Here is a 26,073-nt window from a genome sequence, read left to right as displayed (position 1 = left end):
GCGAGGCGTTCCGCACTTGACGCGACGGACTTGCCACTCCTTTATTGCAGCAGGTGGCTATCCGCTTCGGCTAGGCCATCTGCTGCGTTCAACGCAAGCCGCTCGCGGTTCCGCCCGACCTTCGTGCCCGTGGTGAGTCTGCCCTGATGTCCATCTCCACCGCCACGCGCACCGCCGTCTGGCCCGGCAAGCCCTATCCGCTGGGGGCGAACTGGGACGGGTTCGGGGTGAATTTCGCCCTCTTTTCCGCGCACGCCGAAAAGGTCGAGCTGTGCCTGTTCGACCAGACCGGCCAGCGGGAGGTCGAGCGGGTCGTCCTGCCGGAGCACACCGACGAGGTCTGGCACGGCTATCTGCCGGAGGCCCGGCCCGGCCTGCTCTACGGCTACCGCGTCCATGGACCGTACGAGCCGCTGGCGGGGCATCGCTTCAACCCGAACAAGCTGCTGCTCGACCCCTACGCCAAGGCGCTGTTCGGTCCGTTCCGCTGGTCGGACGCCCATTACGGCTACCGCATGGGCTCGACGCGCGAGGATCTGTCCTTCGACCGGCGCGACAACGCGCGCGGCATGCCGAAATGCCGGGTGGTGGACCGCGCCTTCACCTGGGGGCACGACCGGCATCCGGCGGTGCCCTGGTCGGACACGGTGATCTACGAGACGCATGTCGGCGGCTTCACCATGCGTCATCCGGAGGTGCCGGCCCCGCTGCGCGGCACCTTCGCGGGCATGTCCACCCACGCGGTGATCGACTATCTGAAGGCGCTGGGCATCACGTCGGTGGAGTTCCTGCCGGTGCAGTCCTTCGCCGACGACCGGCATCTGGTCGGGCAGGGGCTGCGGAATTACTGGGGCTACAACAGCATCGGCTTCTTCGCGCCCGAGCCGCGCTACATGACCACCGGCGTCCTGTCGGAGTTCAAGACCATGGTCGCCCGGCTGCACGAGGCGGGGATCGAGGTCATCCTGGACGTGGTCTACAACCACACGGGCGAGGGCAACCATCTCGGCCCCACCCTGTCCTTCAAGGGCATCGACAATCTCAGCTATTACCGGCTGCTGCCCGACAACCCGCGCTTCTACATCAACGATACGGGGACCGGAAACACCCTGAATCTCAGCCACCCGCGCGTGCTCCAGATGGTCATGGACAGCTTGCGCTATTGGGTGACGGAGATGCATGTGGACGGCTTCCGCTTCGACCTCGCCACCGTGCTGGCGCGGGAGCCCTACGGGTTCGATCCCGGATCGGGCTTCCTCGACGCGGTCCGGCAGGACCCGGCGCTGGCCGACGTGAAGCTGATCGCGGAGCCGTGGGACGTCGGTCCAGGCGGCTATCAGGTCGGCAACTTCCCGCCGGGCTGGGCGGAGTGGAACGACCGCTACCGCGACACCGTGCGCCGCTACTGGCGCGGCGACGAGGGGATGCTGCCGGAACTGGCGGGGCGGATCGCCGGCTCGTCGGACCTGTTCGAGAAGCGCGGGCGGCGGCCCTGGTCGTCTGTGAACTTCGTCACGGCGCATGACGGCTTCACCCTGCACGACCTCGTCTCCTACAACGAGAAGCACAACTGGGCCAACGGCGAGGACAACCGCGACGGCCATTCCGCCAACCATTCCTGGAACCACGGGGTGGAGGGCGAAACCGACGACCCCGCAATCCGGGAGGCCCGCGCGAAGCAGAAGCGCAACCTGCTGGCCACCCTGTTCCTGTCGCAGGGCACGCCGATGATGCTGGCCGGCGACGAGATCGGCCACAGCCAGAAGGGCAACAACAACGCCTACTGCCAGGACAACGAGATTTCCTGGCTCGATTGGGCGGGCCTGAAGGGCGACGGCGGGCCGATGCTGGCCTTCGTCAAGCGGCTGATCGCCCTGCGCAAGGCGCATCCGGTGCTGCGACGCCCGGTGTTCCTGCACGGGCGCCGGACCTCCGCGGATGGGCTGAAGGACATCGTCTGGTACACACCGCAGGGCGTGGAGAAGTCGGCGGAGGATTGGCGCAACGTCCATGCGCGCTGCATCATGCTGCTGCTGAACGGCCATGCCGGACATTACACCGGGGTGGATGGGGCCTCGCAGGACGACGGGGTGCTGCTGATCGTGCTGAACGCCCACACGGGCACGGTCAACGTCACCCTGCCGGAGGTGCCGGACGCGCGCGGCTGGCGCTGCGTGCTGGACACCCGCGTGGCGGACGGGGCCGGCGATGGGCGGATGCAACTCGCCGGGCGGACGATGCCGGTGGACGGGCGGACCGCGCTGGTGTTCGTTCAGGTTGAATCGCCCGGTCGTTGATGCGGGTCAATAGGCGGCCTTTTCCGCCTGTGCTAACGTCCTGGCCGGTGGTGGCCTCTCCACCTCCGGTTTCCGCGGAACGGACGCATGCCCGATTACGACTTCTCGTTGGTTGACGCCGTCATCATCGACACACAGTCCAACACCCAGCGCGTCCTGCGCGAGGTGCTGGCGCGGTTGGGAATGAAGCGGGCGGAAACCTACGGCTCGGTCCGGGACGCGGGGGAGGTGGCGACGGCGGCCACGCCCGATCTGATCCTGCTGGACGCCGACGCGGAGGAGGCAGAGACGCTGCGCTTCATCCGTCGCCTGCGCAACGAGCCGGACACCCGCAATCCCTACGCCTGCATCGTCGCCACCACATGGCAACCGACCCCGCTGCTGGTCATGCGCGTGACCAACGCCGGGGCCGACGATCTGCTGGTGAAGCCCGTCTCGCCCAAGCAGGTGCAGGAGCGGCTGGCCGCGCTGATCGAATCGCGCAGGAAATTCGTGGTGACCGCCGACTACACCGGCCCCGACCGGCGCAAGTCGCCGCGCGAGGGCGCCCAGGTCCCGCTGCTCGACGCACCGAACACGCTGCGGCTGAAGGCCACCAACCGCTGGGCGCACATCAACGCCCGCCAGCTCATGGCCGAGGCCAACCACTTCGTCAACGAGCAGAAGCTGCTGCGAATCAGCGTTCAGGTCGCCTTCCTGATCGAGTTCGCCGCCCCCGGCCTGGCCGCCCGCCCGCCGGAGCGCATGGCGGTCGAGCATCTGGCCCGCGTCCCGGCCTTCCTGGACGATCTTCTGCGCCGCCTGGACGATCTGGGCGAACCCGGCCCGGCGGAGTCCGTCGCGAAGTCCCTGAAGATGATGGCGGAGCGCCTTCGCCTTCAGGCCGAATCGGGCGCCGTCGCGTCGGAGGAGATGGGGAGCGTGCGCTCCCTCGCCCGGGACCTGATGCAGGCGGTGGATACGGCCCGCCCGCTCGACGCCATGATGGCGGAGGTCGCCGCCGCGGTGGCCGGCTATCGGTCCCGGTTGGAGCAGATGGCGCAAGCCAAGGCGGAGGCCGCGCGGGCGGCCTTGGCAGTGTCCCCAGCCAACGGGAATGCCTCGAAAGAGGCGGTGGGCGAATGACCCGGCGAACAGCGCGCCGCTGAAGGCGAGGGCCGGATCATCCAGGGTTGCGGCGTGTTGTCACCCTTGCCCCCTTGCCGCTCGCGAAAGCGTTGCGGTGAATGTGAAAATTCGAATGTTCGGGGCTGGACGGAACCGGTCCGACGCGCAATGCTCGCGCGCGGGCCGTTGCGCGCCAGAATGACGCCACCAAGTCGCCAACAAGACGCCACTACCGATAAACGCGGGGAACCCTGAATGAGCGATCTCGACCGGCTTGCCGAACGGCTTGGCATCGAGCCCTTCTACCATGACATCTGGGGCAACCGGCGCGAGACCTCCGACGCGACGAAGCGGTCTCTGGCCGCCGCCATGGGCTATCCCGCCGGCACGGGCGAGGAGCTGGCGGCCAGCCTGCGCGCGGTGGAGGACCGGGCGTGGCGGCGCATGCTGCCCCCCGTCCTGGTGATCGACGAGGGCGCTCCCCTCAGCCTCGCGCTGGCCGTCCCGGCGGGGCTGGAGGACGCCGAACTGACCTGGACGCTGACCGAGGAAGGCGGGCTTGCCCATCGCGCGTCGCTGCGCGTCGGCAACCTGCCGGTGGCCGATCAGCGGGTGCTCGACGGCGCAGCCTACGAGCGGCGGACGGTCTCCACCCGCCTGCCGCCGACCCTGCCGCTCGGCTATCACCGGCTGTCGGTGGTGATCCGGCCCCAGGGCGTGGGCGGAACGCTGGAGGGCGGCACGGTGCTGATCGTCGCGCCGCAGCGCTGCCTGACGGTGGAGGAGGTGGTGCCCGGCGGGCGGACCTGGGGAATCGGCCTTCAGCTCTACGCGCTGAAAAGCGGCGACGATTGGGGCATCGGCGATTTCGACGATCTCGGGCGCTTCGCCGAGACGGCGGCGGGACTCGGGGCCGGGCTGGTCGGGCTGAACCCGCTGCACGCCCTGTTCCCGGCGGACCCCAACCACATCGGCCCCTATTCGCCGAGCAGCCGGACCTTCCTCAACATCCTCTACATCGACGTGGAGCGGGTGCCGGAGCTGTCCGCCACGCCGCAGGCCCAGGCTCTCATCGCCTCGGAGGAGTTCCGGCAACGGCTGGCCGCCGCGCGGGCGACGGAGCTGGTGGACTATCCCGCGGTCTCCGCCCTGAAGATGCCGGTTCTGGAGGCGCTCCACACCACCTTCCGCGCGCTCGGCGAAAGCGACGCGCGGCGGCAGGCGTTCGAGGCGTTCCGGCGGGAGATGGGCGAACCGCTGCGCCGCCACGCCGTGTTCGAGGCGCTGCACGAGCATTTCTACCGCCGCGACCCGTCCCAATGGATGTGGCGGAGCTGGCCGCCGGCCTTCCAGAATCCGGACAGCCCGGAGGTCCAGGCCTTCGCCGCCGAGCACGCCGAGCGGGTGGACTTCTTCGAGTATCTCCAGTGGGAGGCCGACCGCCAGTTGGGGACGGCGGCGGAGCGCGCGCGCCGGGCGGGGCTGCCCATCGGCTTCTACCGCGATCTGGCCGTGGCGGCCCATCCCGGCGGGGCGGCGGCCTGGGGCGAGTCGGACATTCTGGTGCAGGGTGCCAATGTCGGCGCGCCGCCGGACCAGTTCAACATGAAGGGGCAGAATTGGGGCCTCGCCCCGCTGTCGCCGGTGGGCCTGCGCGAATCGGCCTACGGCAGCTTCATCGCCATGCTGCGGGCCAACATGCGCCATGCCGGGGCGCTGCGCATCGACCATGTGATGGCGCTGCAGCACCTGTTCTGGATTCCGGCGGACGGCAGCGACGGCGCCTATGTCGAATACCCGTTCGAGGATCTGCTGCGGATCATCGCGCTGGAGAGCCGGCGCAACCGCTGCATCGTCATCGGGGAGGATCTGGGCACCGTTCCCGAAGGATTCCGCCCGGCGCTGGAGCGGGCCGGCATCCTCAGCTACCGCGTGCTGTATTTCGAGCGCAGCGCGGACGGCGGGTTCAAGGCGCCGCAGGAGTATCCCGCCGGGGCCATGGTCACGGTGACCACCCACGACCTCGCCACCTTCAAGGGCTTCTGGACCAACCGCGATCTGGACTGGCGCGCGCGGCTGGACCTCTATCCCGACGAGGGCGCACGGAACAAGGACGCCTGGGACCGGGGGGTGGACCGCTGGCGGATGCTGCAAGCCTTGGCCCGCGAAGGGCTGCGCCCGTCCATCTACCCGAACGACGAGGGCTCCCAACCCTTCTCGCGCGAGTTGATGGAAGCGGTGCACCGCTATCTCGCCCGGTCGCCGGGGCGCATCGCCATGGTGCAGATCGAGGATGCGCTGGGCGAGGTGGAGCAACCCAACCTGCCGGGCACCGTGGACCAGCATCCGAACTGGCGCCGCCGCCTGGGCGTGCCGGTGGAGGCCATGGCCGAGGACGAGGGTTTGCGCCGTCTGGCCGAGGCGGTCCGCGGCGAGCGGCCCTGAAGCTGGCCCGGAAGCTGGCCCTGAAGCTGATTGCCATCCCGCGGTATTGGCTTACACTCGGTCCCAGTCGTCGGGCGAAAAACAGAAGGCCGCGCGCCACGATGCGCGGCCACTCAATACGGAGGGGAATATGAAAGGTGATCCGAAGGTCATCCGGCACCTCAACACGATTCTGACGAACGAGCTGACGGCCATCAACCAGTATTTCCTGCACGCCCGCATGTTGAAGAACTGGGGCCTGCACCGTCTGGCGCGTACGGTCTATGAGGAATCCATCGGCGAGATGAAGCACGCCGACAAGCTGATCGAACGCATCCTCTTCCTGGAGGGGCTTCCGAATCTTCAGGACCTGCACAAGCTGAAGATCGGCGAGGATCTGCCGGAGATGTTCACCGCCGACCTCGGCATCGAGAGCCACAACCGCGGCAACCTGCTGGAGGCCATCGCCGACTGCGACGCGGTGCGCGACTTTCAGAGCCGCGAGATCTTCCGGGAAATCCTGGAGGAGACCGAAGAGCACATCGACTGGCTGGAAACCCAGCTCGACCTGATCCAGCGCGTGGGCCTGACGGCCTATCAGCAGGAGCAGATGTACGGCGACGACGCGTCGTAATCGCCGGCGGAAGAATCGTCTCTCAGATCGAGAACCCAGCCGACGCACCGGCCGCATAGGCCGCGGCGTCGGCTTTCCGATAGGCCGTGATGGCCGCCGACCAGGGCTCGATGTGCAGGCCGCTTCCCATCGCGTCCTGATGGATGCTCTGCGCGATGAAGCCGGCGTTGGGGGTGGCGGACAGGCGGGGAGACGCGCCGGTCACCGGCCCGTCCGCGGCCTCCGCATCGTCCAGCGAGAATCTTGCGGAGGACCCGGCGCGCCCGGCGCGGTTGCCCTCCGCCCCGCCAAGCTCTGCGCGCTTTCCGCTCTTCAGCGCGTCCTCGGCGGCCGCGATGTCGTCGGACCGCCGGCGCTCCTGTTCCCCCGGCACGCGCCGGATCGGCTGCACCGCGATGGCCTCGCTGGCCAGCATCTGCCGGATGCGGTTCAGCCCCGAAGGGGACTGCGCGCTGGACGGCGATGGAAGGGACAGAATGCTGGACACGGGGGCAGGGAAGGTTGTGGAGGGACCAAGCCACGCATGGTATCAGCCCAAACCTTCCCGATACCTTAAAATAATGGGGCAGGGGGCGGCGCCGTCGTGGGTGCCGTTGTGGGTGCCCGTCCGGCGCCGCGGATGGACACCCACGCGACGGTCTTAAGACCCTTTGCTGCCACGGACGTTGCGGCGGACGACCGACTGCGCCTCCACGACCAGATCGGAACCGCCCAGGACGCGGGTGAACAGAGCCTTCACCGTAGCCCGGCCATGGACCGTCAGCACGCCGCTGCGCGAATCATCCTCGATCCTCAGGGTCGCGGCGTGGGCGCCCAGGAAGCTCTTGGAGAAAGCGTTGTCGAAGAAGGTGCGGATGTGGCCGTCGCGCTGGTCGTCGAACATGACCCGCCCGCCGGCCAGCGCCGCCGCGTCCACGGCCTGCGCCAGACGGGCCTGGACGGCGTAGCCGCGCACCGTCTCCATGGTGTAGCCGGCGCCCACCGCCAAGGGCAGGCCGAGCGCGGCGATCAGCGCCAGAAGGAGCCTGCGCCCGGAGCGCCGTTCCTGCCGATGCTGGAGCGCGTAAGGGTGGTAGACCATCACCATCGCCGGACCTGAAGAATGTGAGGGGGAATGCAAGATCAAAGATGCTGGATTTGACTTAACGAGCGATTAACGGCGTCCGCCTAAGTCTTCCAATATTTAAAAACATGATAACGGCGGCGTGTATTTGTCCGCACTTATTCTTATTACTCTTTTGAGTTTGGATAACCTTCAAGGCTTTGTGGTGATAAAATAGTTCGAAATTCGTATCAAAGAGCGTGGGTGGGTGGAGCGATCGGTTGCCGACCGGGAACATAAGGTTTCTGCGCCGCATCGGAAGGGTAAAAGAATGGATTGGCCTCCCAGGGCACCGATGCGCCGAAGGGGCAGGGGAATAAAGCCCTTCGCCCCTGCGTCCACGCAACACCATCGACGCAACGACAATGCAGGGGAGGGCATTCCATGATCCGCACCATCCTTGGGGCCGTGCTTTCGGCGGGAATTCTGCTGCCGGCCGTCCCGGTCCTGGCGCAGACCTCCGGCGGGTCCGCGGGCATGAGCTTCTTCATCACCAGCGTGGGTCCGGGGAAGGGCGCGGACCTTGGCGGGCTGGAGGGGGCGGACCGCCATTGCCGCCAACTGGCGCAGGCCGCCGGGGCGGGGAGCCGCGACTGGAAGGCCTATCTGTCCACCCAGGCGGCGGACGGCAAACCCGCGGTGAACGCCCGCGACCGCATCGGCAGCGGGCCGTGGCAGAACGCGAAGGGGGAGGTGATCGCCCGGACCGTCGAGGAACTGCACACCACCAACGCCCTGACCAAGCAGACCGGCCTGACCGAAACCGGCGAGACGGTCAAAGGCCGGGGCGACACCCCCAACACCCACGACATCCTGACCGGCAGCCAGCCGGACGGCACGGCCTTCGCCGGTGCGGAGGACCGGACCTGTGGCAACTGGACCCGCAGCGGAACGGAGGGCGCCGCCATGGTCGGCCACCACGACCGCATCGGGCTGAGCGACGACCCGCCCGCCAAATCCTGGAACAGCTCCCACATGACGAGGGGCGGCTGCAGCCAGGATGCCCTGCGGGGCACCGGCGGGGCCGGGCTGTTCTACTGCTTCGCGGCGGATTGACGATCGGGGAGCGGGTGGGGACGCCCGCCCGCTCCCTTTCCGGAGGCGCCCGGGGGCGTTACAGTCGCGCCTTCCTGATGATGTGTGGAGGCGGCCCGATATGCGGGGCGGGGCATGGCGTTCGGCGGTGTTGGGCCTTGCGGTGGCGGGCATGGCGTTCGCCTTCCTGGGGGTGGAGGTCGGGCGGCTCGCCGCCGCCGACCCGGAACGCTCCTTCCTGGACATGGGCGCCGTCGGGCTGGGCGTGCTGGCCTTGTGGATCGCCTTCGCCCGGTTGAACCGCCATTTCCGCGACCTGGGACGGCTGCGCGAGGCCCTGTCGGCGTGGCGCGGGCGCAGCGCCGCCGCTCTCGCCGCCGATGCCAGGGATGACGAGGCCGGCGACCTCGCGCGCGCGGCGGCGGAGGCCCTGCGCCATGGCCGCCATGGGGAGCACCGTCCGGGAGAGCGGCTGGCCGGCGTGATCGCCGCGCTGGAGGAGCCGGTGGTGGTGCTCGACGATTTCGGGCGGATCGACTCGCTGAATCCCGCGGCCTCCTCCCATCTGGGATTGGAGGCCGGGGCCGACATCTACGACCACCTGTCGCGCCCTGAACTGTTCCGCGCCATCGAGCGGGCGCGCGAGGATGGGCAAATGGTCTCCGCTCTGCTGCGCCGAGCCCAGGGGGGCGAAGTGCCGGTGCGGGTGAAGGATCTGGGGCTTCAGTCCGGGATCGCGTTGGTCTTTCCGGCCAAGGCGGGGGGCGCGCAGCCGCTGCTGTCCGGCGACCGGCTGGTCCTGCGCCCCAATGCCCGGCCCGCCCATCTCGACGACGAGCAGCCGTTGCCGGCCCTGCCGATGGTCAGCCTGTGGGTCGCCACCGCCGGCGGACGGCTGGAGGATGGCCCCGTCGTGGCGGTGGGCACGGTGCGCATGGCCGGGCCGCGGGTCTTCCGCAGCCTGTCGCTGGAGCTGTTCATCGATCCGGGCACGCCCATCCCGCCCGAGGGAACCGCTGCCCATGGCGTGACCGCGGCGATGGTGGAGGGATCGCGCCCCTTCGCCACGGCTTGGCCGGTGATCGCCGACGCTTTGCGCGGCTGCGTCGTGGTCGGCGCGGGGGTGGAACCGTCGCTCGGCGCGCTGGCCCGCGCCTGCCGGGACGCCGGCCTGCCGGAGCCGGACGCGCCGCCGTCGCTCGATCTGGCGTGGCTGGCGGCGGCGTTCGATCCGGCTCTCGAAGGGGCCGGCCTGGACCGGCTGGCCGCCGCCTTCGGCCTGGCCACCGACCGTCGCATGGGACCGTTCACACCCGCCCTTACGGAGGCGGAACTGGCCGCAGTGCTTCTGAAGCGGCTGGAGCAGCGGGGGATCGCCACCTACGGGCAGGCGCGGGCCTTCGCCGCCGGTCAGGCCGGAGCGCTGCCGGAGTGACGCTCACTTCCGCTTGACGCTCACTTCCATTTGGGCCGGCGCCCGGCCTTCAGCGCCTGCACCGCCTGATCGAGCGTCTGCAGGAACTTCGACTTGTCCTGCTGGCTCATCGGCTTGTTGCCGCCGCTGACGACTCCCATGTCGCGCAGATCCTGCATCAGCGCGCGGGTGGCGATGGCGGAACCGATGCTGTCTTCCGTGAAGGGGCGTCCGGTCGGGCCGATCACCACGGCGCGCTTTTTGACGCAGCGGTCGGCCAACTGGATGTCGGCGGTCACCACGACGTCGCTCTCCGTGGCGTGCTCCGCGATCCAGTTGTCGGCGGCGTCGAATTCCGACCCCACGACGACCAGTTCCGAAACGCACTCGTTGGGCAGGCGCAGCGGGCCGTTGCTGACGATCCAGACCTTGGTTCCGGTGCGCCCGGCCACCCGGTAAATTTCGGACTTTACTGGGCAGGCGTCGGCATCCACATAAATCTCGACCACCCGGCCTCCCTCCTTCGCCGTTTCATGCCGCGTTCTTATGCGCTAAAACCCTGGACGAGCGAAGTGGCGCCGCGGATGGCGTCCTGAAATTTTCCTTTTTGTGCAGAAGGGTCGGAGCGGCGCATGGCGTCCTATCAATATGTCTATGTGATGAAGGGCCTGTCGAAGGTCTACCCCGGCGGCAAGAAGGTTCTGGACAACATCTGGCTGTCCTTCCTGCCCGGCGTTAAGATCGGCGTTCTCGGCGTCAACGGCGCCGGTAAGTCGACGCTGATGAAGATCATGGCCGGTCTCGACAAGGACTTTTCGGGCGAAGCCTGGGCCGCGCAGGGGGCCAAGGTCGGCTACCTGTCGCAGGAGCCGCAGCTCGATCCGACGAAGACCGTGCAGGAGAACGTCCTGGAAGCCCTGGCCGAGACCAAGGGGCTGCTGGACCGCTTCAACGCCGTGTCGGAGGCGATGGGCGACCCGGACGCCGACTTCGACGCGCTGATGGCCGAGCAGGCCGAGCTTCAGGAAAAGATCGACGCCGCCGACGCCTGGGACATCGACCGCACGGTCGAGATCGCCATGGACGCGCTGCGCTGCCCGCCGGGCGATTCCGACGTGACCAAGCTGTCCGGCGGTGAGCGCCGCCGCGTCGCGCTGTGCAAGCTGCTCCTGGAGAAGCCCGACCTGCTGCTGCTCGACGAGCCGACCAACCATCTGGACGCCGAGTCCGTGGCGTGGCTGCAGAAGCATCTGGAGGACTACAAGGGCACCGTCGTCCTGGTCACCCACGACCGCTACTTCCTCGACAACGTGACCGGCTGGATTCTCGAACTCGACCGCGGTTCGGGCATTCCGTGGGAGGGCAACTATTCCTCCTGGCTGGAGCAGAAGCAGAAGCGTCTGGAGCAGGAAGGCCGCGCCGAGGAGGCCCGCCAGAAGCAGCTCGCCACCGAGCTGGAGTGGATCAGGCAGTCCCCGCGCGCCCGTCAGGCCAAGAGCAAGGCCCGCATCTCCGCCTACGAGACGCTGCTGGCCGAGAGCGGCAAGGAAGCGACGGGCGAGGCCCGCATCGTCATCCCGACGCCGCCGCGCCTGGGCAACGTCGTCATCGAGGCCGAGAGCATCAACAAGGGCTTCGGCGACCGCCTGCTGATCGACGGCCTGTCCTTCCGCCTGCCGCCGGGCGGCATCGTCGGCGTGATCGGCCCGAACGGCGCCGGCAAGACCACCCTGTTCCGCATGATCACCGGGCAGGACGGGCCCGACGCCGGCGCCTTCCGCGTCGGCGAGACGGTGAAGCTGGGCTATGTCGACCAGAGCCGCGATTCGCTGAACCCGAACAAGACCGTGTGGGAGGAGATCTCCGACGGGCTGGACATCATCGACCTCGGCAAGAAGTCGATGCCGAGCCGCGCCTACGTCTCGTCCTTCAACTTCCGCGGCCCCGACCAGCAGAAGAAGGTCGGCCAGCTTTCGGGCGGTGAGCGCAACCGCGTCCACCTCGCCAAGATGCTGAAGTCCGGCGCCAACGTGCTGCTGCTCGACGAACCGACCAACGATCTGGACGTCGACACGCTGCGCGCCCTGGAAGAGGCCCTGGAGTCGTTCGCGGGCTGCGCCGTGGTCATCAGCCACGACCGCTGGTTCCTCGACCGCCTCGCCACCCACATCCTGGCCTTCGAGGGCGACAGCCATGTGGAGTGGTTCGAGGGCAACTTCGAAGCCTACGAGGCCGACAAGAAGCGCCGCCTGGGTGAGGATGCGGTGAACCCGCACCGCATCAAGTACAAGCCGCTGGTCCGTTCGTAAGCGGCTGATGCGGCGATGAAATCCCTCTCCCGTCCCGGGAGGGGGTGCCCGCGCAGCGGGCGGGTGAGGGTGCCGGCGAGGATCGGTGCGGTCTCCGCGTGCGACCCTCACCCTCCCGCCGCTGTGCGGCGGGGCCCTCCCTCTCCCAGGGCGGGAGAGGGCGCATTGGTTGGCTAACCCTCCAGCTTCTGGTGCTCCAGGAAGGCCGTCTTCAGCAGCGTCTTCAGATCGTCGCTGTACTGGTGGAAGCGGACGGAGACCTGACCCTTTCCGATGCCTTCGCTGACCACCACCATCCGCGCGCTGGCCGTGACGTCGTCCCGTCCTTCCATCGACAGCCGCGCGTCGATCGTCTCGCCTTCGTGGAACAGGTTGTCCGGAACGCGCAGGCAAAGGCCGCCGATGGACCAGTTGCGCGTCGGATGGGCGCCGCGGTCGGTCCGGACGATCAGGCTCGGGTGGGCGTAGCGCCTTTGCGCGCGCCGCTCCTCCGGCACCGGCGGCGGCGGTGGGGCGGTGGCCTCCGCCACGGTGATTCCCGTGCCGTCGAGCTTCGCCCCGGCCAGCTTGGCGGAGCGCAGCACCGCGTCCTCCATCCGGGCGTCGCGCAGATCGGCTCCGGTCAGGTTGGCGCCGTCGAAGTTGGTCGGCCAGGGACGGTCGCCGGACAGGCGGGCGGGGCGGGCGTCGGCGCGCGCCAGCACGGCGCGGGCGAGCCCGGCGCGGCGCAGGTTGGTGCCGTTCAGGCAGGCTTCCGTCAGGTCGGCTCCGACCAGTTCGGTGTAGGAGAGATCGGCCATCTCCAGGCTGGCCTTGCGCAGGCGCACGCCCATCAGGCGGCAGCGGCGCAGCCTTGCGGCGGCCAGCACGCGGCCCGTCAGGTCCGCCCCGACCACCGACACGAGGTCGAGGTCGAGATGGCGCCCCTCCGCGCCCTGGCTGTTCACCCAGCGCTCATGCTCGGCGACGGCCTCCAGGAATTCCGCCGACGGCATGGATTTGTAGGCCGGCTTGACGATGGCGTTTTCCGGAAGGGAGGCGGGCAGGTAGTTGCGGTCCAAGGTTGCTTCGTCGATGGTCGTCCCGTCGAAGGTCACGCCGTTCAGCGTGGCGCCCCAGAAATCGGCGCCGACCAGAACCGCGGCGGTCATGTCGGCGCCCGTCAGGTCGGCGTCGTTCAGGTCCGCGCCGCTGAGGTCGCAGCCCGTGAAATTCGCGCCGGCCAGGATGGAGCGCTCCATCTTCGCTTCGGTCAGGCGGGTGACGCCGTCGCTGCGCGGCTTGTCCTCCACCCCGCTCATCAGCGATCCGGCGCGGAAGTCGGCGCCGCGCAGGTTGGCGTCGGTCAGCACGGCCCGGTGCAGGTTGGCGCCCCGCAGGTCCACCCCAATCAGCGTCGCCGCCGTCAGGTTCGTCCCCTCCATGTCGGCGCCGAACAGGTCGGCCTGCGAAAGGTCGGCCCGGACGAGGCGCGCCCCGACCAGATTGGCTCCGGCCAGCTTGGCGCCGTTCAGGTTCACCCCGTCGAGCTTGAGGTTTGACAGGTCGCGGAAGCTGAGGTCGGCGCGCCGCCCGCCGCGGCGTTTCAACCAGGTCTGGTGGGCGACGAGGATCGCCTTGATCTCTTCGATCTCGTTCGGAGTCCGGTCGGCCATCGGAAAGGCGCCCGCTGCTGCAACACAAAAGAGGCTATGCGCGCGACCATACCTCTTCCGGACGGGTTCGTCACGGAATCGCCGTTCGAACCTTCGTGAAAACATGGACCAAGAGAAAAGGAGCCATGAAAAAGGGCCGCCCGAGGGCAGCCCTTGAAAAAGTCCGGCAAGGCGGGAGGGCGGTACCGGAACCGGTCAGCCCGCGGAGCCCACCTTCTGGCGGAGCGCCTGGAGCAGCCCTTCGACCCGCCCGCCATTCTGGCTGATGACGGAAGCGAATTCCTGGCGCTGGGTCACGCCCATGCTGACGCCCTCGACCACCACGTCGATGATCTTGTAGCCGGCGTCGCGCTTGCGCACGCGCCAGTCCACGTTCACCGGCGGGCCGCTGGGACGAACGATCTGGGTGGTCACCATGGTGTCCGCTTCGCCTTCCACGCGGGACCCAGTGATCCGGAAGGTTTCCCCCGAATACTCGACGAAGCGGTCGGCGTAGGTGTTGACGATCAACCGCTCGAACAGCTTCTGGTACTCGTCGTGCTGCTGCGGCGTGGCGGAGTTCCAATAGCGGCCCAGCACCCAGCGCCCGATGTAGGGAACGTCGAAGCCCTGGTAGAGCAGGGTGCGGAAACGCTGCACCGCCTGCTCGCGCGACAGGCTCTTGTTCGAGAAGGTGGCGACGGCCTCGTTCCCCATCGACTGGATGAACGCGGTTGCGCCCGGATCGGCCGATTGCGCGGCGGCGGGACGGGCGGCCCAGCTGCTCACCGCGAGCAGGGCCGCGCACACGAGAAACAGGCGACGTGTCAGCATGGCAAGGCAAAAGTGGCTGCCGCGGGGGCTTTGTCAACACTCAATCGGTTGAAGGATCGAGCGCGGACGGCTGTTCCGCGGCATGCCCCCCTCCTTATTTCTTGGCGGGTTCGTCGAAATCAGGGAATTCCGGCGTTGCCGGCGCGATGTCGTTGGCGATCGCGGCGCGGCGCTGCTGCGCGTACAGGCTGCGGGCCGTCGCGTAGAAATCCAGGGAGTTCTTGCGCAGATCGTCGATCTCGCGCAGGAGCTGCGACCGCCGGTCCAGGCCCGCGGCGCCGGTCCGCCCGTACTGCGCGGCGTCCGCCCCGGCGGCGTTGGTGCCGATGCGGAACGGGTCGGCCAGCGTATCGACTCCGTAGCCCAGCGTGTCGCGGACGTTCGACGGGCCAAGGAAGGGCAGCACCACATAGGGACCCGGTCCGACGCCCCAGACGCCCAGCGTCTGGCCGAAATCCTCCGGACGGTCGCCGATGCCGGCCTCCGTCGCGACGTCGTTGAAGCCGAGGCCGAGGATCGTGTTGGTCATGAACCGTCCGGTGGCGACCTGCGCGCCCTCGAAATCGCCCTGCAGCAGGTTGTTGGCGATGTAGAGCGGGCCGAGAAGGTTCTGGACGAAATTGTGCACCGCCTGGCGCAGCGGGTCGGGGACGACGCCCACGTAAACCTCGGTCGCCGGACGAATCAGCAGGATGTCCGCGGTCTCGTTGACGGCGAAGACGAATCGGTTGGGGATTTCCAGCGGGTCGCTGACCGTGACGTCGGCGTCGCCGGTGCCGGGCGCGGTGGCGCAGCCCGCCATGCCGAAGGCGACAACGGCCACGGCGGCCGAGCGAAGAAGGGAGCGGGAAAGGTTGGCCAGCTTCATCGGCGACGGCTCTTTCTGGGGACACGACTTTGGGCGGGGCATCCGATACCGCGGCCCCGTCGCGCCACGACCAAAGGCTCAACCCTTCGCCGGGCGGCAACGGAAGCTGCCGGACAGGGCATCGTACGGCGGAAATCCGCAAGATCCCTTGGTTCCGTCCCTAACACAGGCGCCGCCTTTTGACCAGCGTGCCACGCAAGGTCACCGCGCGGTTGCTGCCTAATGTGGTAGGATTGCCGCGCCTTTCGCGTGGGTCCGGGGTGCCGGCGGCGTCCGAAGCCAATGGATTGCCCCGCGGAATGCCCCGGTTGGATGCGCGGCCGGCGAAAACGTGTTTACGCTGCATAAAGATATCTTTATATCTGTATCCCGCATGGCGCGCCGTGGGGGTGCGCCGGTCTCACGGTGCGTTTCGGGGCGGTGCCTGCGGTCATGGACGAATTGCTTGCGACATTGAAGGCGGCGGCGGAGACCACGCGGCTTCGGCTGCTGGCGCTGTGCGCGCATGGCGAGCTGACGGTGACCGAACTCACCCAGATCCTGGGGCAGAGCCAGCCGCGCGTGTCCCGCCATTTGAAGCTTCTGTGCGATGCCGGTCTGCTCGACCGCTTCCGGGAGGGCACCTTCGCCTTCTACCGGCTGACGGAGCGCGGGGCTTCGGCGGAGTTGGCGCGGGTTCTGGTGGACGCCATCCCGTCCGACGATCCGATTCTGACGCTCGACCTGGAGCGGCTGGAGGCGATCAAGCGCGCCCGCTCCGAAGCGGCGGCCAGCTATTTCCGCGAGAACGCCGCCCGCTGGCACGAAATCCGGTCCCTCCATGTTCCGGAGCGCGAGGTGGAGGAGGCGCTGCTTCGCCTGCTCCCCGCGGACGGCATCGGGGACCTGCTGGACATCGGCACCGGCACCGGCCGCATGTTGGAGGTGCTGGGTCCACGCGCCCGGCGCGCCATCGGCGTGGACCAGTCGCGCGAGATGCTGTCGATCGCCCGCACCAAGCTGGAGGACACCGCGCTCCGCCACTGCCATGTGCGGCAGGCGGACATGTACCAGCTTCCTTTTCCGTCCGGCTCCTTCGACGCGGTGGTCGTCCACCAGGTGCTGCATTTCGCCGAAGCGCCGGCCGATCTGCTGGCCGAGGCGGCGCGGGTCCTGCGGCCCGGCGGGCTTCTTCTGGTCGTCGACTTCGCCCCGCACGCTCTGGAGTCCCTGCGGGCGGAGCACGCGCACCGCCGCCTGGGCTTCTCCGACGCGGAGGTCGCCTCCTGGTGCCGCCAGTCCGGCCTGGAGTGCGGCACCGTGGTGCATCTGCCCGGCGAGCCGCTCACCGTATCCATATGGCCGGCGGTGCGCGCCGCGAAGGGTGCATCCCCGGCCGATCCCTCCATCCTCTCCATCAGCGGAGCCCAGTCATGACGTCCGGCATCCCGTCGGTCAGCTTCGAATTCTTCCCGCCCAAGACGGAGAAGATGGAACAGAGCCTGTGGCAGGCGATCCAACGCCTCGCCCCGCTCGGCCCGTCCTTCGTGTCGGTGACCTACGGTGCCGGCGGCTCGACGCGCGAGCGCACGCACAACACGGTGACCCGCATCCAGAAGGAGACGGGCATCCCCGCCGCCGCGCACTTCACCTGCGTGGGCGCGACCCGCGACGAGATCGACGCCATCGCCCGCACCTATTGGGACGCCGGCATCCGCCATCTCGTGGCCCTGCGCGGCGATCCGCCGGAAACCGAGGGCGGGGTGGGCGGGCGCTACGTCCCGCATCCCGGAGGCTACGCCTACGCCGCCGATCTGGTGGCCGGGATGAGGAAGGTCGCCGATTTCGAGATCTCTGTCGCCGCCTACCCGGAAACCCATCCGGAGGCGCCGAGCGCGCAGTTCGACCTGGACAACCTGAAGCGCAAGGTGGATGCCGGCGCGACGCGGGCGATCACCCAGTTCTTCTTCGACAACGACGCCTATTTCCGCTTCCTGGACCGCTGCGCCGCCGCCGGGATCACCGTGCCCATCGTGCCCGGCATTCTGCCGATCACCAACTTCGCCCGCGCGGTGGAGTTCGCCGGCAAGTGCGGCGCGGCCATGCCGAAGCGCTACGCCGAAACCTTCGAAGGGCTGGATTCCGATCCGGAAACCCGCCATCTCGTCGCCGCGACCATGGCGGCGGAGCAGTGCCAGGCGCTCCAGGCCCGGGGCATCAAGGACTTCCATTTCTACACCCTGAACCGTTCGGACCTGACGGTGGCCATCTGCCGGATGCTGGGCGTCAAGGCGAAGCAGCCGGCGGTGTCCTGACCGCCCCCCTGTGATAGGGTGTTGCGGATGATCGCGGTCGCGGAGGGAGGGCCATGGACAGCCGGATCGGGTATGACGACGATTTCTACGCCTGGACCCAGGAGCAGGCTCGTCTGCTGCGCGAAGCGGCGCGGGAGCGGCTGAACACGCCCATCGACTGGGACCATGTGGCGGAGGAAATCGAGGACATGGGCAAGAGCGACCGGCGTGCGATCAACAGCCATCTGGCCCGCGTCATCGAGCATTTGCTGAAACTGGAGTTTTCCCCCGCACCGGACCCGCGCGGCGGATGGCGGAGGTCGGTGCGCGAACAGCGGGCCGCCGCCGTGGATGCGCTTGCCGACAGTCCCAGTCTGAAAGGCCATGTGGACCTTGATCTCGCGTTCCGCCGTGGATGCGGTTTCGCCAGTGACGGGCTTGGACAGGATCGCGTCGATGAGCGGGATCTGCCGTCTGAATGCCCCTACGCGCTCGAACAGCTTCTTGACGAAGACTGGTGGCCGGTGAACCGCCACGGTCTTGAATGAAACGCTGACTTCCTGAACCTCTCCGCCCGACCTTCCTTCCGAAACGGACCAGACCCTTCCCATGCCGCACATTCTCGACACTCTCCGCGACCGCGTCCTGCTTTGCGACGGCGGGTTCGGCAGCCGCATCCAGGCGCTCGACCTCGATGTGGAGAAGGATTACTGGGGGCACGAGAACTGCACCGACATCCTGCCCCTGTCCCGTCCGGACATCGTGCGGGAGATCCACCGCGGCTACTTCGAAGCCGGTGCGGACATGGTGGAGACGGACACCTTCGGCGCCTCCCCGGTGACGCTGGGCGAGTTCGGCATCTCCGAAAAGGCGTTCGAGATCAACCAGCGCGCCGTCGAGCTGGCGCGCGAGGCGGCGGAGACCTTCACGGACGGCCTGCCGCGCTTCGTCATCGGCTCGGTCGGGCCGGGCACCAAGCTGCCCAGCCTGGGCCACATCCCCTATCAGGACCTGGAGGACAGCTTCTTCGTCCAGGCGGCTGGCCTGATCGCCGGCGGCGCCGACGCCATCCTGGTCGAAACCTGCCAGGACCCGTTGCAGATCAAGGCCGCCGTCAACGGCATCAAGCGCGCCCGCGCCGAGGCGGGAAGCGACACGCCGGTGTTCGTGCAGGTGACGGTGGAGACGACCGGCACGCTGCTGGTCGGCACCGACATCGCCGCGGCGGCGACGGTCATCCAGGCGCTGGACGTGCCGCTGATGGGTCTGAACTGCGCCACCGGCCCGCTGGAAATGAGCGAGCACGTCAAGTGGCTGACCCAGAACTGGCCGGGCCTCGTCTCCGTGCAGCCGAACGCCGGCCTGCCGGAACTGGTGGACGGCAAGACCCATTACCCGCTGCGCGCCGACGACTTCGCCCATTGGCTGGAGCGCTTCGTGACCGAGGACGGGGTGAACCTCGTCGGCGGCTGCTGCGGCACCAACGTCCCGCACATCGCGGCGGCGAACCAGATGCTGCGCAAGCTGGCCCCGGCGGGCTCGCATCGCCCGAATCCGAAGGGCCGCACGGTCCATTGGGTGCCCGCCGTCGCCTCGCTCTACTCCCAGGTCACGCTGCGCCAGGAGAACGCTTTCTTCGCCATCGGCGAGCGCTGCAACGCCAACGGTTCCAAGAAGTGGCGCGAGCTTCAGGAGAAGAACGACTGGGACGGCTGCGTCGAGATGGCGCGGGAGCAGGTGAAGGAGGGATCGCACACTCTGGACGTCTGCACCGCCTTCGTCGGGCGCGACGAGGTGGCGGAGATGACGGCGGTCGTGCAGCGCTTCTCCGGCTCGGTCACGGCGCCGCTGGTCATCGATTCCACCGAGTACATCGTGTTGGAAAAGGCGCTGGCGCTCTACGGCGGCAAGGCCATCATCAACTCCATCAACTTCGAGGACGGGGAGGAGCCCGCCCGCAAGCGCCTCGCGCTCGCCAAGAAGTTCGGTGCGGCGGTCATCGCGCTGACCATCGACGAGGAGGGCATGGCGAAGACGCCGGAGCGCAAGCTCGCCATCGCCAAGCGGCTCTATGACCTCGCGGTCAACGAATACGGCCTGCCGGCCCACGACCTGCTGTTCGACCCGCTGACCTTCACCATCGCCACCGGCAACGAGGACGACCGCAAGCTGGCGATCTGGACGCTGGAAGGCATCGAGGCCATCGCGAAGGAGATGCCCGGTTGCCAGATCATCCTGGGCCTGTCCAACGTCTCCTTCGGCCTGAACGCGGCGGCGCGCCACGTCCTGAACTCGGTCTTCCTCGACCACGCCGTGAAGCGCGGCATGACCGGCGCCATCGTGCATGTGTCGAAGATCATGCCGCTGCACCAGATCCCCGAGAAGGAGGTCAAGACCGCCGAGGACCTGATCTTCGACCGCCGCGCGGAAGGGTACGACCCGCTTCAGGCCTTCATCGCGCTGTTCGAGGGCCGCAAGGCCGCGGACGCCAAGAAGAAGGCCCGCGCCGAGACGGTCGAGGAGCGGCTGAAGGAGCGCATCGTCGACGGTGACCGCACCGGGCTGGAGGACGATCTCGCCGAGGCGATGAAGACCCACCCGCCGCTGGAGATCATCAACACCTACCTGCTGGACGGCATGAAGGTGGTGGGCGAGCTGTTCGGCGCCGGCAAGATGCAGCTTCCGTTCGTGCTCCAGTCCGCGGAGACGATGAAGGCCGCCGTGGCGTGGCTGGAGCCGCACATGGAGAAGCTGGACGGCCAGCAGAAGGGCACCATGGTGCTGGCCACCGTGAAGGGCGACGTCCACGACATCGGCAAGAACCTCGTGGACATCATCCTGACCAACAACGGCTACAAGGTCGTCAACCTGGGCATCAAGCAGCCGGTCGGCGCCATCATCCAGGCGGCGAAGGAGCACAAGGCCGACGCCGTGGGCATGTCCGGCCTGCTGGTGAAGTCCACCGTCGTCATGCGCGAGAACCTGGAGGAGATGACCCGCGAGGGGCTGGAGGTTCCGGTCCTGCTCGGCGGCGCCGCGCTGACCCGCGCCTATGTGGAGACGGACTGCGTGGCCTCCTACGGCTCGGGCCGGGTGGCCTATGCGGGCGACGCCTTCGACGGGCTGACCCTGATGGATCAGGTGGTGGGCGGCAGCTTCGACCAGCAACTCGCCATCCAGCAGGCCAAGCGGGCGGGGCGGGCGGTGAATCGCCGCCGCGTGCTGGGGCAGGCGACCAGCGCCACGGTCGGCCCGGTGGACAAGGACGCCGCCCGCGCCCGCCGCGCCCGTCTGGCCGAGGGCGTGCCGGTGCCGACCCCGCCCTTCTGGGGGGCGAAGGTCATCGAGCATGTGCCGCTGAAGACCCTGGTGACCTACCTGAACGAGCGGATGCTCTACCAGCTCCAGTGGGGCTACCGGAAGGACGGCAAGTCCTTCGAGGAGTTCAAGGAGTGGGCGAAGAAGGAGCTTCGCCCGGTGCTCGACCGCATCCTTCAGATCGCCGCCAAGGAGGAAATCCTGCGGCCCCAGGCGGTCTATGGCTATTGGAAGGCGGCGGCGGAGGGCAACGACGTCATCCTGTTCGCCGAGGACGGGACCAGCGAGGTCGCCCGCTTCACCCTGCCGCGTCAGGCGAAGGAGGATGGCGAATGCATCGCCGACTTCCTGCGCGACGTGAACGATCCCGAGCGTGACGTGCTGGGCCTCCAGATCGTCACCATGGGCCAGCATTGCGCCGAGGTGGCGCGGGAGTGGTTCGCGGAGAACCGCTATCAGGACTATCTCTACCTGCACGGCCTGTCGGTGGAGATGACCGAGGCGATGGCGGAGTATGTCCACGCCCGCATCCGCGCCGAGCTCGGCTACGGCGCCGAGGACAGCCGCGACAAGGAGAAGCTGTTGCAGCAGGCCTACCGCGGCAGCCGCTACAGCTTCGGCTACCCGGCCTGCCCGAACCTGGAGGACCAGGAGCAGCTTCTGAAGCTCCTCGACGCCGGGCGGATCGGTGTGGAGATGTCCGACGAGCACCAGCTCCACCCGGAGCAGAGCACCTCGGCCATCGTGCTGCATCACCCGCGGGCGAAATATTTCAGCGTGTGATGGGACGAGGCCGTCGCCTCCGCGACCGGCGGGGGCGACGGCGTCCGGTGCTGAGCGCGGTCCGCTTTAGAACTTCTTGATCTCGTAATAGGTCGTGGCGTCGAAGCTGATGAAGGCGATCCGGCTGCCGTCCGTGTTGACGTAGAAGTGCAGTTCACTTTTTTCGTCGGGAACCTTGACGGTGAAGTGCTTCGTCTTTCCGGCGGCCGCCAGCGGACGGGTCTGGTGCTGGTGGATATTCCACACGACCGTGCAGGTGGTGGTCTTGTTGGTGGAGGACGCCTTCTCCAGCGCCGCCAGCGTGCGGCTGCCGTTCGGCTTCCCGAAGTCGTACTGGCGGCGGTTGTTGTAGGTGGTGTCGACGTAGGTCTGGAGCGTCGCCAGAGGGACCGCTTCCAGATCCACGTCCGCGCTGCTCAACGCGGGATGAGCGATGAGGAAATCGGTTTTGCTGTTCGCGTTCTGAGCCAGTTTCAGCATGTCGGCCTCGGGAGTTCGGGGGGGAGGGGGAGAGCGTCCGGTTCTTGCGCTCCCTGCCTCTGGAACGAATGACTCCCGATGCCCGTGAATGTCGGATTCGGCTGAAGGAGTGCGTTCGAGGCGCCGCAAGCCGGTTCCCAAAGCGCGGCGGCTTCGCTTATCCTTGGGGCCATGAACCATTCGCCAGCCCCGCTTTGCCTGCACCGGGAAACGGTCCGTCCGGAGTGGATCGACTACAACGGCCACATGAACGTGGCCTATTACCTGCTTGCCTTCGACCACGCGACCGACGCCGTGCTCGACCATTTCGGGATCGGCAAGGACTATGCGGAGACCGAGGGGCGCTCGATGTTCGCGGTGGAGGCGCACCTGACCTACGCCCGCGAGGTGACGGAGGGCGACGGGCTGACCTTCGTGTCCGTCATCCTGGGGGCGGACGCCAAGCGGCTGCACCTGTTCCATGAGATGCGCCACGAGGAGGACGGCTTCCTCGCCGCCACGGCGGAATTCGTGCTGGTCCATGTGGACCTGACGGAGCGCCGGTCGGTGCCTCTGCCCCTGGAGACGGCGGAACGGCTTGCCGGCATCGCGGCAGCGCATGAGGGGCTGCCCCGCCCGCCGCAGGCCGGACGCTCGGTCGGTCTGCGCGCGCCGAAGAGGGCGTGACCGGACGCCGCCGTCTTTCATCGTGTGGGTCTCTTTTGTCGTGCGGAACCCTTTGTCATCGGGCCTCGGCGACACTATCTGTTGGCGCATGAAGACGACAATTTTCGCCGCCTTCGCGGTACTTGCCACCTTCCTGGGCACCGCCCTGGTCCCCGCTCCCGCACTGGCCGATTGCACCGACCCGGCGCAGCCGAAGGTGAACTGGCGCCGCTGCTACTTCGACGGGCGCGATCTGTCGTCTGCGAAGCTGGCCGGGGCGATGCTGCGGGACGCCACCTTCCAGAGGGCCACGCTGAAGGACGCCGACCTGTCGGAAACCGACGGTTACCGGGCGAAGTTCTTCAGCGCCACCATGCCGGGGGTGACATTGGACGGCGCCCGGCTGATCGAGGCCGATTTCACGCGCGCCGACCTGACCGGCGCGTCGCTGAAGGAAGCGGACCTGCGCAACGCGAAGCTGGTGAGCGCCATCCTGCAGAAGGCCGACTTCACCGGCGCACGGCTGGGCGGGGCGGACCTGCGGCACGCCGATCTGTCGGGGGCAACCTGGATCGACGGCACGACGATCTGCGCCGAGAAATCCGTGGGACAGTGCAACTGATAAGGCAGCAAGTAAATTTGCCTGATACCGTAATATAATGACCCTTTCCGAAAGTCGCTTGCCCGCCCGTTTCCCGCTGCGGTAGCCTTTCCCGTGACTCAGTGGAAAGGCGACGGCGATGGCAGGCGATGAGGATTTCGAGAAGGCGCGTGTTCTCGCGGACCGTGCCATGGATCGGATCATCGCCAACGGCCTGTTGCCGAATCCGGAGAACTTCACCCTCTGGTACGCCTATTTCGGCGGGCAGAATCCCGATCTGACGCGCGCCATCGAACTGGCACAGCGCGACGGCGCCATCCTGTCGCAAAGCCATTGCGACGAGCTGTACAAGCGCTTCTTCACGCTGGACGCCGAAACCCAGGCCATTCGCGAAACGTCGGACCGGGCGCGCGTCGCGTTGGGCCGCATCCTGGACCAGTTGGGAAGCGTGGGGTCGGAGACCGACCGCTACGGGCAGACCCTGGCCGGCTTCCGCGGGGAATTGGACCAACCGCTGACCCTGGCCGAACTGCGCGCCATGGTGGCGGCGATCGCGGCGGAGACGACCGCCATCGTGGATCGCCAGACCCGCCTGCAAAGCCAGCTTCTGGAATCCAGCCAACAGCTTGCCGAACTGCGCGTCGTTCTGGATTCCGCGCGGCGGGAGGCGATGACCGACGGGCTGACCGGCATCGCCAACCGGCGCGGCTTCGATATGGCGCTGGCCGCCGCCGCGGAAGCGGCGACGCAGACCGGCATGCCGATGACCCTGCTGATGGTGGACATCGACCATTTCAAGCGCTTCAACGACACCCACGGCCATCTGGTCGGCGACCATGTGCTGAAGCTGGTCGCCAAGGTGCTGACGGAGGGGGTGAAGGGGCGCGACACCGTCGCCCGCTACGGCGGGGAGGAGTTCAGCGTCATCCTGCCCCACACGGGCCTCGCGAACGCGGTGACGCTGGCGGAGCAGCTTCGCGCCTCCGTCGGGTCGCGGCAGATCATCAACCGGTCGCGCAACGCCAATTACGGCTCGGTCACCCTGTCGGTCGGCGCGGCGGAGTACCGGCCCGGCGAGGATCTGCTTGCCCTGATGCGCCGCGCGGACGAAGCGCTCTACACCGCCAAACGCGGCGGGCGGAACCGCGTCTGCGCCGAGGAATCGGTGGCGGGTTAGCCGTCAGGCATCACCGCTCAGGCGCCGAACCACGGTGTCGGTTTCACCCACCAGCCGCGCCATCAACTCCGCCGCCGTCTGCCGCCGCGCCAGTCGGACGCCCTGTCCGGCCCAGAGCGACAGGAACTCCGCCCGGCCCTGCTGCGCGGCGGCGGTGCGCATCGGGCGGGTCAGCGCGTTCTGAAGGGGAAAGGGCAGGGCGTCGTCGTCCGGGATGTCGTCCATCACCCGGTTCACGATGCCGCGCGCCGGACGGCCCGAGAAGGCGCGGGTGACGCGCGTCTGCGTTTCGCGCGCGTCGAGGATCGCCCGTTTGTGCACTTCGGGGATGCCGGCCTCCGCGCAGGTCAGGAAGGCGGTGCCCATCTGTACGCCGGCAGCGCCCAAGGCCAGCGCCGCCGCGATGCCGCGCCCGTCCATGATGCCGCCGGACGCCACCACCGGCAGATTGACCGCGTCCACCACCTGCGGGACGAGCGCCATGGTCCCGACCAGACCGGCGGCGAAATCCACCTCTTCCGGACCTGTGGCAAAGCTGCCGCGATGGCCGCCGGCCTCTGCGCCTTGGGCGATCACGGCGTCCATGCCGGCCCGCTCCAGCGCCACGGCCTCCTCCACGCTGGTCGCCGTCCCCATCAGGAGCATGCCCCGCGCCTTGATGGCGGCCAGCGCGTCGGCGGACGGAATGCCGAAGGTGAAGCTGAAGGCCGACGCGCCGCTGTCCAGCGCCGCCGCCATCTGGGCGGCGAAACCGTCGGCGCCCAAGGACGGCGTTCCGGGAGCGGGCAGGCCGAGGTCGGCGTGATAGCGCGCGATCCGGGCGACCGCAGCCGCAACCTCTTCGGCCTCCGGCATGGCGGTCGCGGGCAGGGGGGCGAACAGGTTGATCCCGAAGGGGCAGGAGGTCCGGGAGCGGATGGCCCGCGCCCGCTCCGCGATCTGGTCCGGGGTCAGGTAGGCCGCTCCGACGAAGCCGATGCCGCCCGCCTCGCCCACCGCGGCCACGAGATCCGCCGTGTCGGCACCCCCGGCCATCGGAGCCTGGACGATGGGACAGGACAGGCCAAGCCGCTGCGTCAAACTGGTGTGGATCGGCATCGCGCGCCCTCCGCCTTTGGTGTTCTGCCATTGCAGGCTG

At 68.2% G+C, this 26,073-nt stretch carries 22 protein-coding genes; 14 read left to right on the top strand and 8 right to left on the bottom strand.

Going from position 1 to position 26,073, the window contains the following annotated elements:
* Nucleotides 1-146: 146 nt before the first annotated feature.
* The 4 genes from glgX (at nucleotide 147) to bfr (ending at nucleotide 6,462) form a co-directional block, all read left to right on the top strand.
* Nucleotides 147-2,297: a glycogen debranching protein GlgX gene (glgX, locus tag DS843_RS02705; RefSeq protein ID WP_149467367.1), complete on the top strand. Its 2,151-nt coding sequence runs from the start codon at nucleotides 147-149 to the stop codon at nucleotides 2,295-2,297.
* Nucleotides 2,298-2,384: 87 nt separating this feature from the next.
* A complete protein-coding gene (locus tag DS843_RS02700; RefSeq protein WP_149467366.1) occupies nucleotides 2,385-3,422 on the top strand; it encodes a response regulator in 1,038 nt (345 codons plus the stop codon).
* Between the two features lie 237 nt (nucleotides 3,423-3,659).
* The gene (gene malQ / locus DS843_RS02695) at nucleotides 3,660-5,849 is read left to right on the top strand and encodes a 4-alpha-glucanotransferase (protein WP_149467365.1); all 2,190 of its coding nucleotides are present in this window, start codon (nucleotides 3,660-3,662) and stop codon (nucleotides 5,847-5,849) included.
* A gap of 130 nt (nucleotides 5,850-5,979) precedes the next feature.
* A complete protein-coding gene (bfr, locus tag DS843_RS02690; RefSeq protein ID WP_149467364.1) occupies nucleotides 5,980-6,462 on the top strand; it encodes a bacterioferritin in 483 nt (160 codons plus the stop codon).
* Nucleotides 6,463-6,484: 22 nt separating this feature from the next.
* On the opposite strand, the gene DS843_RS02685 is transcribed toward bfr, so the two are convergent.
* Together DS843_RS02685 and DS843_RS02680 are read right to left on the bottom strand one after the other, a co-directional pair.
* Nucleotides 6,485-6,949 (bottom strand): hypothetical protein, encoded by a 465-nt coding sequence (locus DS843_RS02685; RefSeq protein WP_286191902.1) that lies wholly within the window; start codon nucleotides 6,947-6,949, stop codon nucleotides 6,485-6,487.
* A 153-nt stretch (nucleotides 6,950-7,102) separates the two neighbouring features.
* Nucleotides 7,103-7,543 carry a hypothetical protein gene (locus tag DS843_RS02680; protein ID WP_286191901.1) on the bottom strand — a complete coding sequence of 147 codons (441 nt, stop codon included), beginning with the start codon at nucleotides 7,541-7,543 and terminating at the stop codon, nucleotides 7,103-7,105.
* Nucleotides 7,544-7,948: 405 nt separating this feature from the next.
* Here DS843_RS02680 and DS843_RS02675 point away from each other — a divergent pair, with 405 nt between their 5' ends.
* On the top strand, nucleotides 7,949-8,620 hold the full coding sequence (locus DS843_RS02675; protein ID WP_149467362.1) for a hypothetical protein: 672 nt from the start codon (nucleotides 7,949-7,951) through the stop codon (nucleotides 8,618-8,620).
* 151 nt (nucleotides 8,621-8,771) lie between these two features.
* Nucleotides 8,772-10,034 (top strand): exonuclease domain-containing protein, encoded by a 1,263-nt coding sequence (locus DS843_RS02670; protein ID WP_286191900.1) that lies wholly within the window; start codon nucleotides 8,772-8,774, stop codon nucleotides 10,032-10,034.
* A gap of 20 nt (nucleotides 10,035-10,054) precedes the next feature.
* On the opposite strand, the gene DS843_RS02665 is transcribed toward DS843_RS02670, so the two are convergent.
* Nucleotides 10,055-10,522: a YaiI/YqxD family protein gene (locus DS843_RS02665; RefSeq protein WP_149467360.1), complete on the bottom strand. Its 468-nt coding sequence runs from the start codon at nucleotides 10,520-10,522 to the stop codon at nucleotides 10,055-10,057.
* Nucleotides 10,523-10,645: 123 nt separating this feature from the next.
* On the opposite strand from DS843_RS02665, the gene ettA reads away from it, so the two are divergent.
* The gene (ettA, locus tag DS843_RS02660) at nucleotides 10,646-12,322 is read left to right on the top strand and encodes an energy-dependent translational throttle protein EttA (RefSeq protein ID WP_149467359.1); all 1,677 of its coding nucleotides are present in this window, start codon (nucleotides 10,646-10,648) and stop codon (nucleotides 12,320-12,322) included.
* 173 nt (nucleotides 12,323-12,495) lie between these two features.
* Here the strand turns inward: ettA and DS843_RS02655 are convergent, their stop codons facing one another.
* The 3 genes from DS843_RS02655 to DS843_RS02645 all read right to left on the bottom strand — a co-directional run bounded on the left by DS843_RS02655 (nucleotide 12,496) and on the right by DS843_RS02645 (nucleotide 15,658).
* A complete protein-coding gene (locus tag DS843_RS02655) occupies nucleotides 12,496-13,977 on the bottom strand; it encodes a pentapeptide repeat-containing protein (RefSeq protein WP_149467358.1) in 1,482 nt (493 codons plus the stop codon).
* A gap of 195 nt (nucleotides 13,978-14,172) precedes the next feature.
* Entirely contained in the window at nucleotides 14,173-14,745 is a 573-nt protein-coding gene (locus DS843_RS02650; RefSeq protein ID WP_286191899.1) for an MlaC/ttg2D family ABC transporter substrate-binding protein, read from the bottom strand.
* A 139-nt stretch (nucleotides 14,746-14,884) separates the two neighbouring features.
* On the bottom strand, nucleotides 14,885-15,658 hold the full coding sequence (locus tag DS843_RS02645; protein WP_149467356.1) for an MlaA family lipoprotein: 774 nt from the start codon (nucleotides 15,656-15,658) through the stop codon (nucleotides 14,885-14,887).
* Nucleotides 15,659-16,090: 432 nt separating this feature from the next.
* Here DS843_RS02645 and DS843_RS02640 point away from each other — a divergent pair, with 432 nt between their 5' ends.
* The 4 genes from DS843_RS02640 (at nucleotide 16,091) to metH (ending at nucleotide 22,032) form a co-directional block, all read left to right on the top strand.
* Nucleotides 16,091-17,074 (top strand): ArsR/SmtB family transcription factor, encoded by a 984-nt coding sequence (locus tag DS843_RS02640; protein ID WP_149467355.1) that lies wholly within the window; start codon nucleotides 16,091-16,093, stop codon nucleotides 17,072-17,074.
* Nucleotides 17,071-17,952, top strand: a complete 882-nt coding sequence (gene metF, locus DS843_RS02635; RefSeq protein WP_149467354.1) for a methylenetetrahydrofolate reductase [NAD(P)H] — start codon at nucleotides 17,071-17,073, stop codon at nucleotides 17,950-17,952. Before DS843_RS02640 ends, metF begins: the two co-directional genes overlap by 4 nt.
* A 53-nt stretch (nucleotides 17,953-18,005) precedes the next feature.
* Complete coding sequence (locus tag DS843_RS02630; RefSeq protein ID WP_149467353.1) at nucleotides 18,006-18,479, top strand: DUF29 domain-containing protein; 474 nt, start codon at nucleotides 18,006-18,008, stop codon at nucleotides 18,477-18,479.
* A gap of 61 nt (nucleotides 18,480-18,540) precedes the next feature.
* Nucleotides 18,541-22,032 (top strand): methionine synthase, encoded by a 3,492-nt coding sequence (metH, locus tag DS843_RS02625; RefSeq protein WP_149467352.1) that lies wholly within the window; start codon nucleotides 18,541-18,543, stop codon nucleotides 22,030-22,032.
* A 66-nt stretch (nucleotides 22,033-22,098) separates the two neighbouring features.
* Here the strand turns inward: metH and DS843_RS02620 are convergent, their stop codons facing one another.
* Nucleotides 22,099-22,512 (bottom strand): hypothetical protein, encoded by a 414-nt coding sequence (locus DS843_RS02620; RefSeq protein ID WP_149467351.1) that lies wholly within the window; start codon nucleotides 22,510-22,512, stop codon nucleotides 22,099-22,101.
* 171 nt (nucleotides 22,513-22,683) lie between these two features.
* Between DS843_RS02620 and DS843_RS02615 the strand changes: the two genes are divergently transcribed.
* From DS843_RS02615 to DS843_RS02605, 3 genes are all read left to right on the top strand, one after another.
* A complete protein-coding gene (locus tag DS843_RS02615) occupies nucleotides 22,684-23,178 on the top strand; it encodes a thioesterase family protein (RefSeq protein ID WP_149467350.1) in 495 nt (164 codons plus the stop codon).
* Between the two features lie 88 nt (nucleotides 23,179-23,266).
* Nucleotides 23,267-23,779, top strand: a complete 513-nt coding sequence (locus DS843_RS02610; protein ID WP_149467349.1) for a pentapeptide repeat-containing protein — start codon at nucleotides 23,267-23,269, stop codon at nucleotides 23,777-23,779.
* A gap of 169 nt (nucleotides 23,780-23,948) precedes the next feature.
* Entirely contained in the window at nucleotides 23,949-24,935 is a 987-nt protein-coding gene (locus tag DS843_RS02605; RefSeq protein WP_286191898.1) for a GGDEF domain-containing protein, read from the top strand.
* A 3-nt stretch (nucleotides 24,936-24,938) separates the two neighbouring features.
* Here DS843_RS02605 and DS843_RS02600 read toward each other — a convergent pair whose 3' ends face one another.
* On the bottom strand, nucleotides 24,939-26,033 hold the full coding sequence (locus tag DS843_RS02600; RefSeq protein WP_149467347.1) for an NAD(P)H-dependent flavin oxidoreductase: 1,095 nt from the start codon (nucleotides 26,031-26,033) through the stop codon (nucleotides 24,939-24,941).
* Nucleotides 26,034-26,073 lie beyond the last annotated feature (40 nt).

The organism is Roseomonas genomospecies 6 (genome assembly GCF_008365375.1).
Taxonomy (GTDB): Bacteria; Pseudomonadota; Alphaproteobacteria; order Azospirillales; family Azospirillaceae; genus Azospirillum.
Note: the sequence above shows the minus strand (reverse complement) of the source record. Positions and strands in the feature narration are given on the sequence as shown.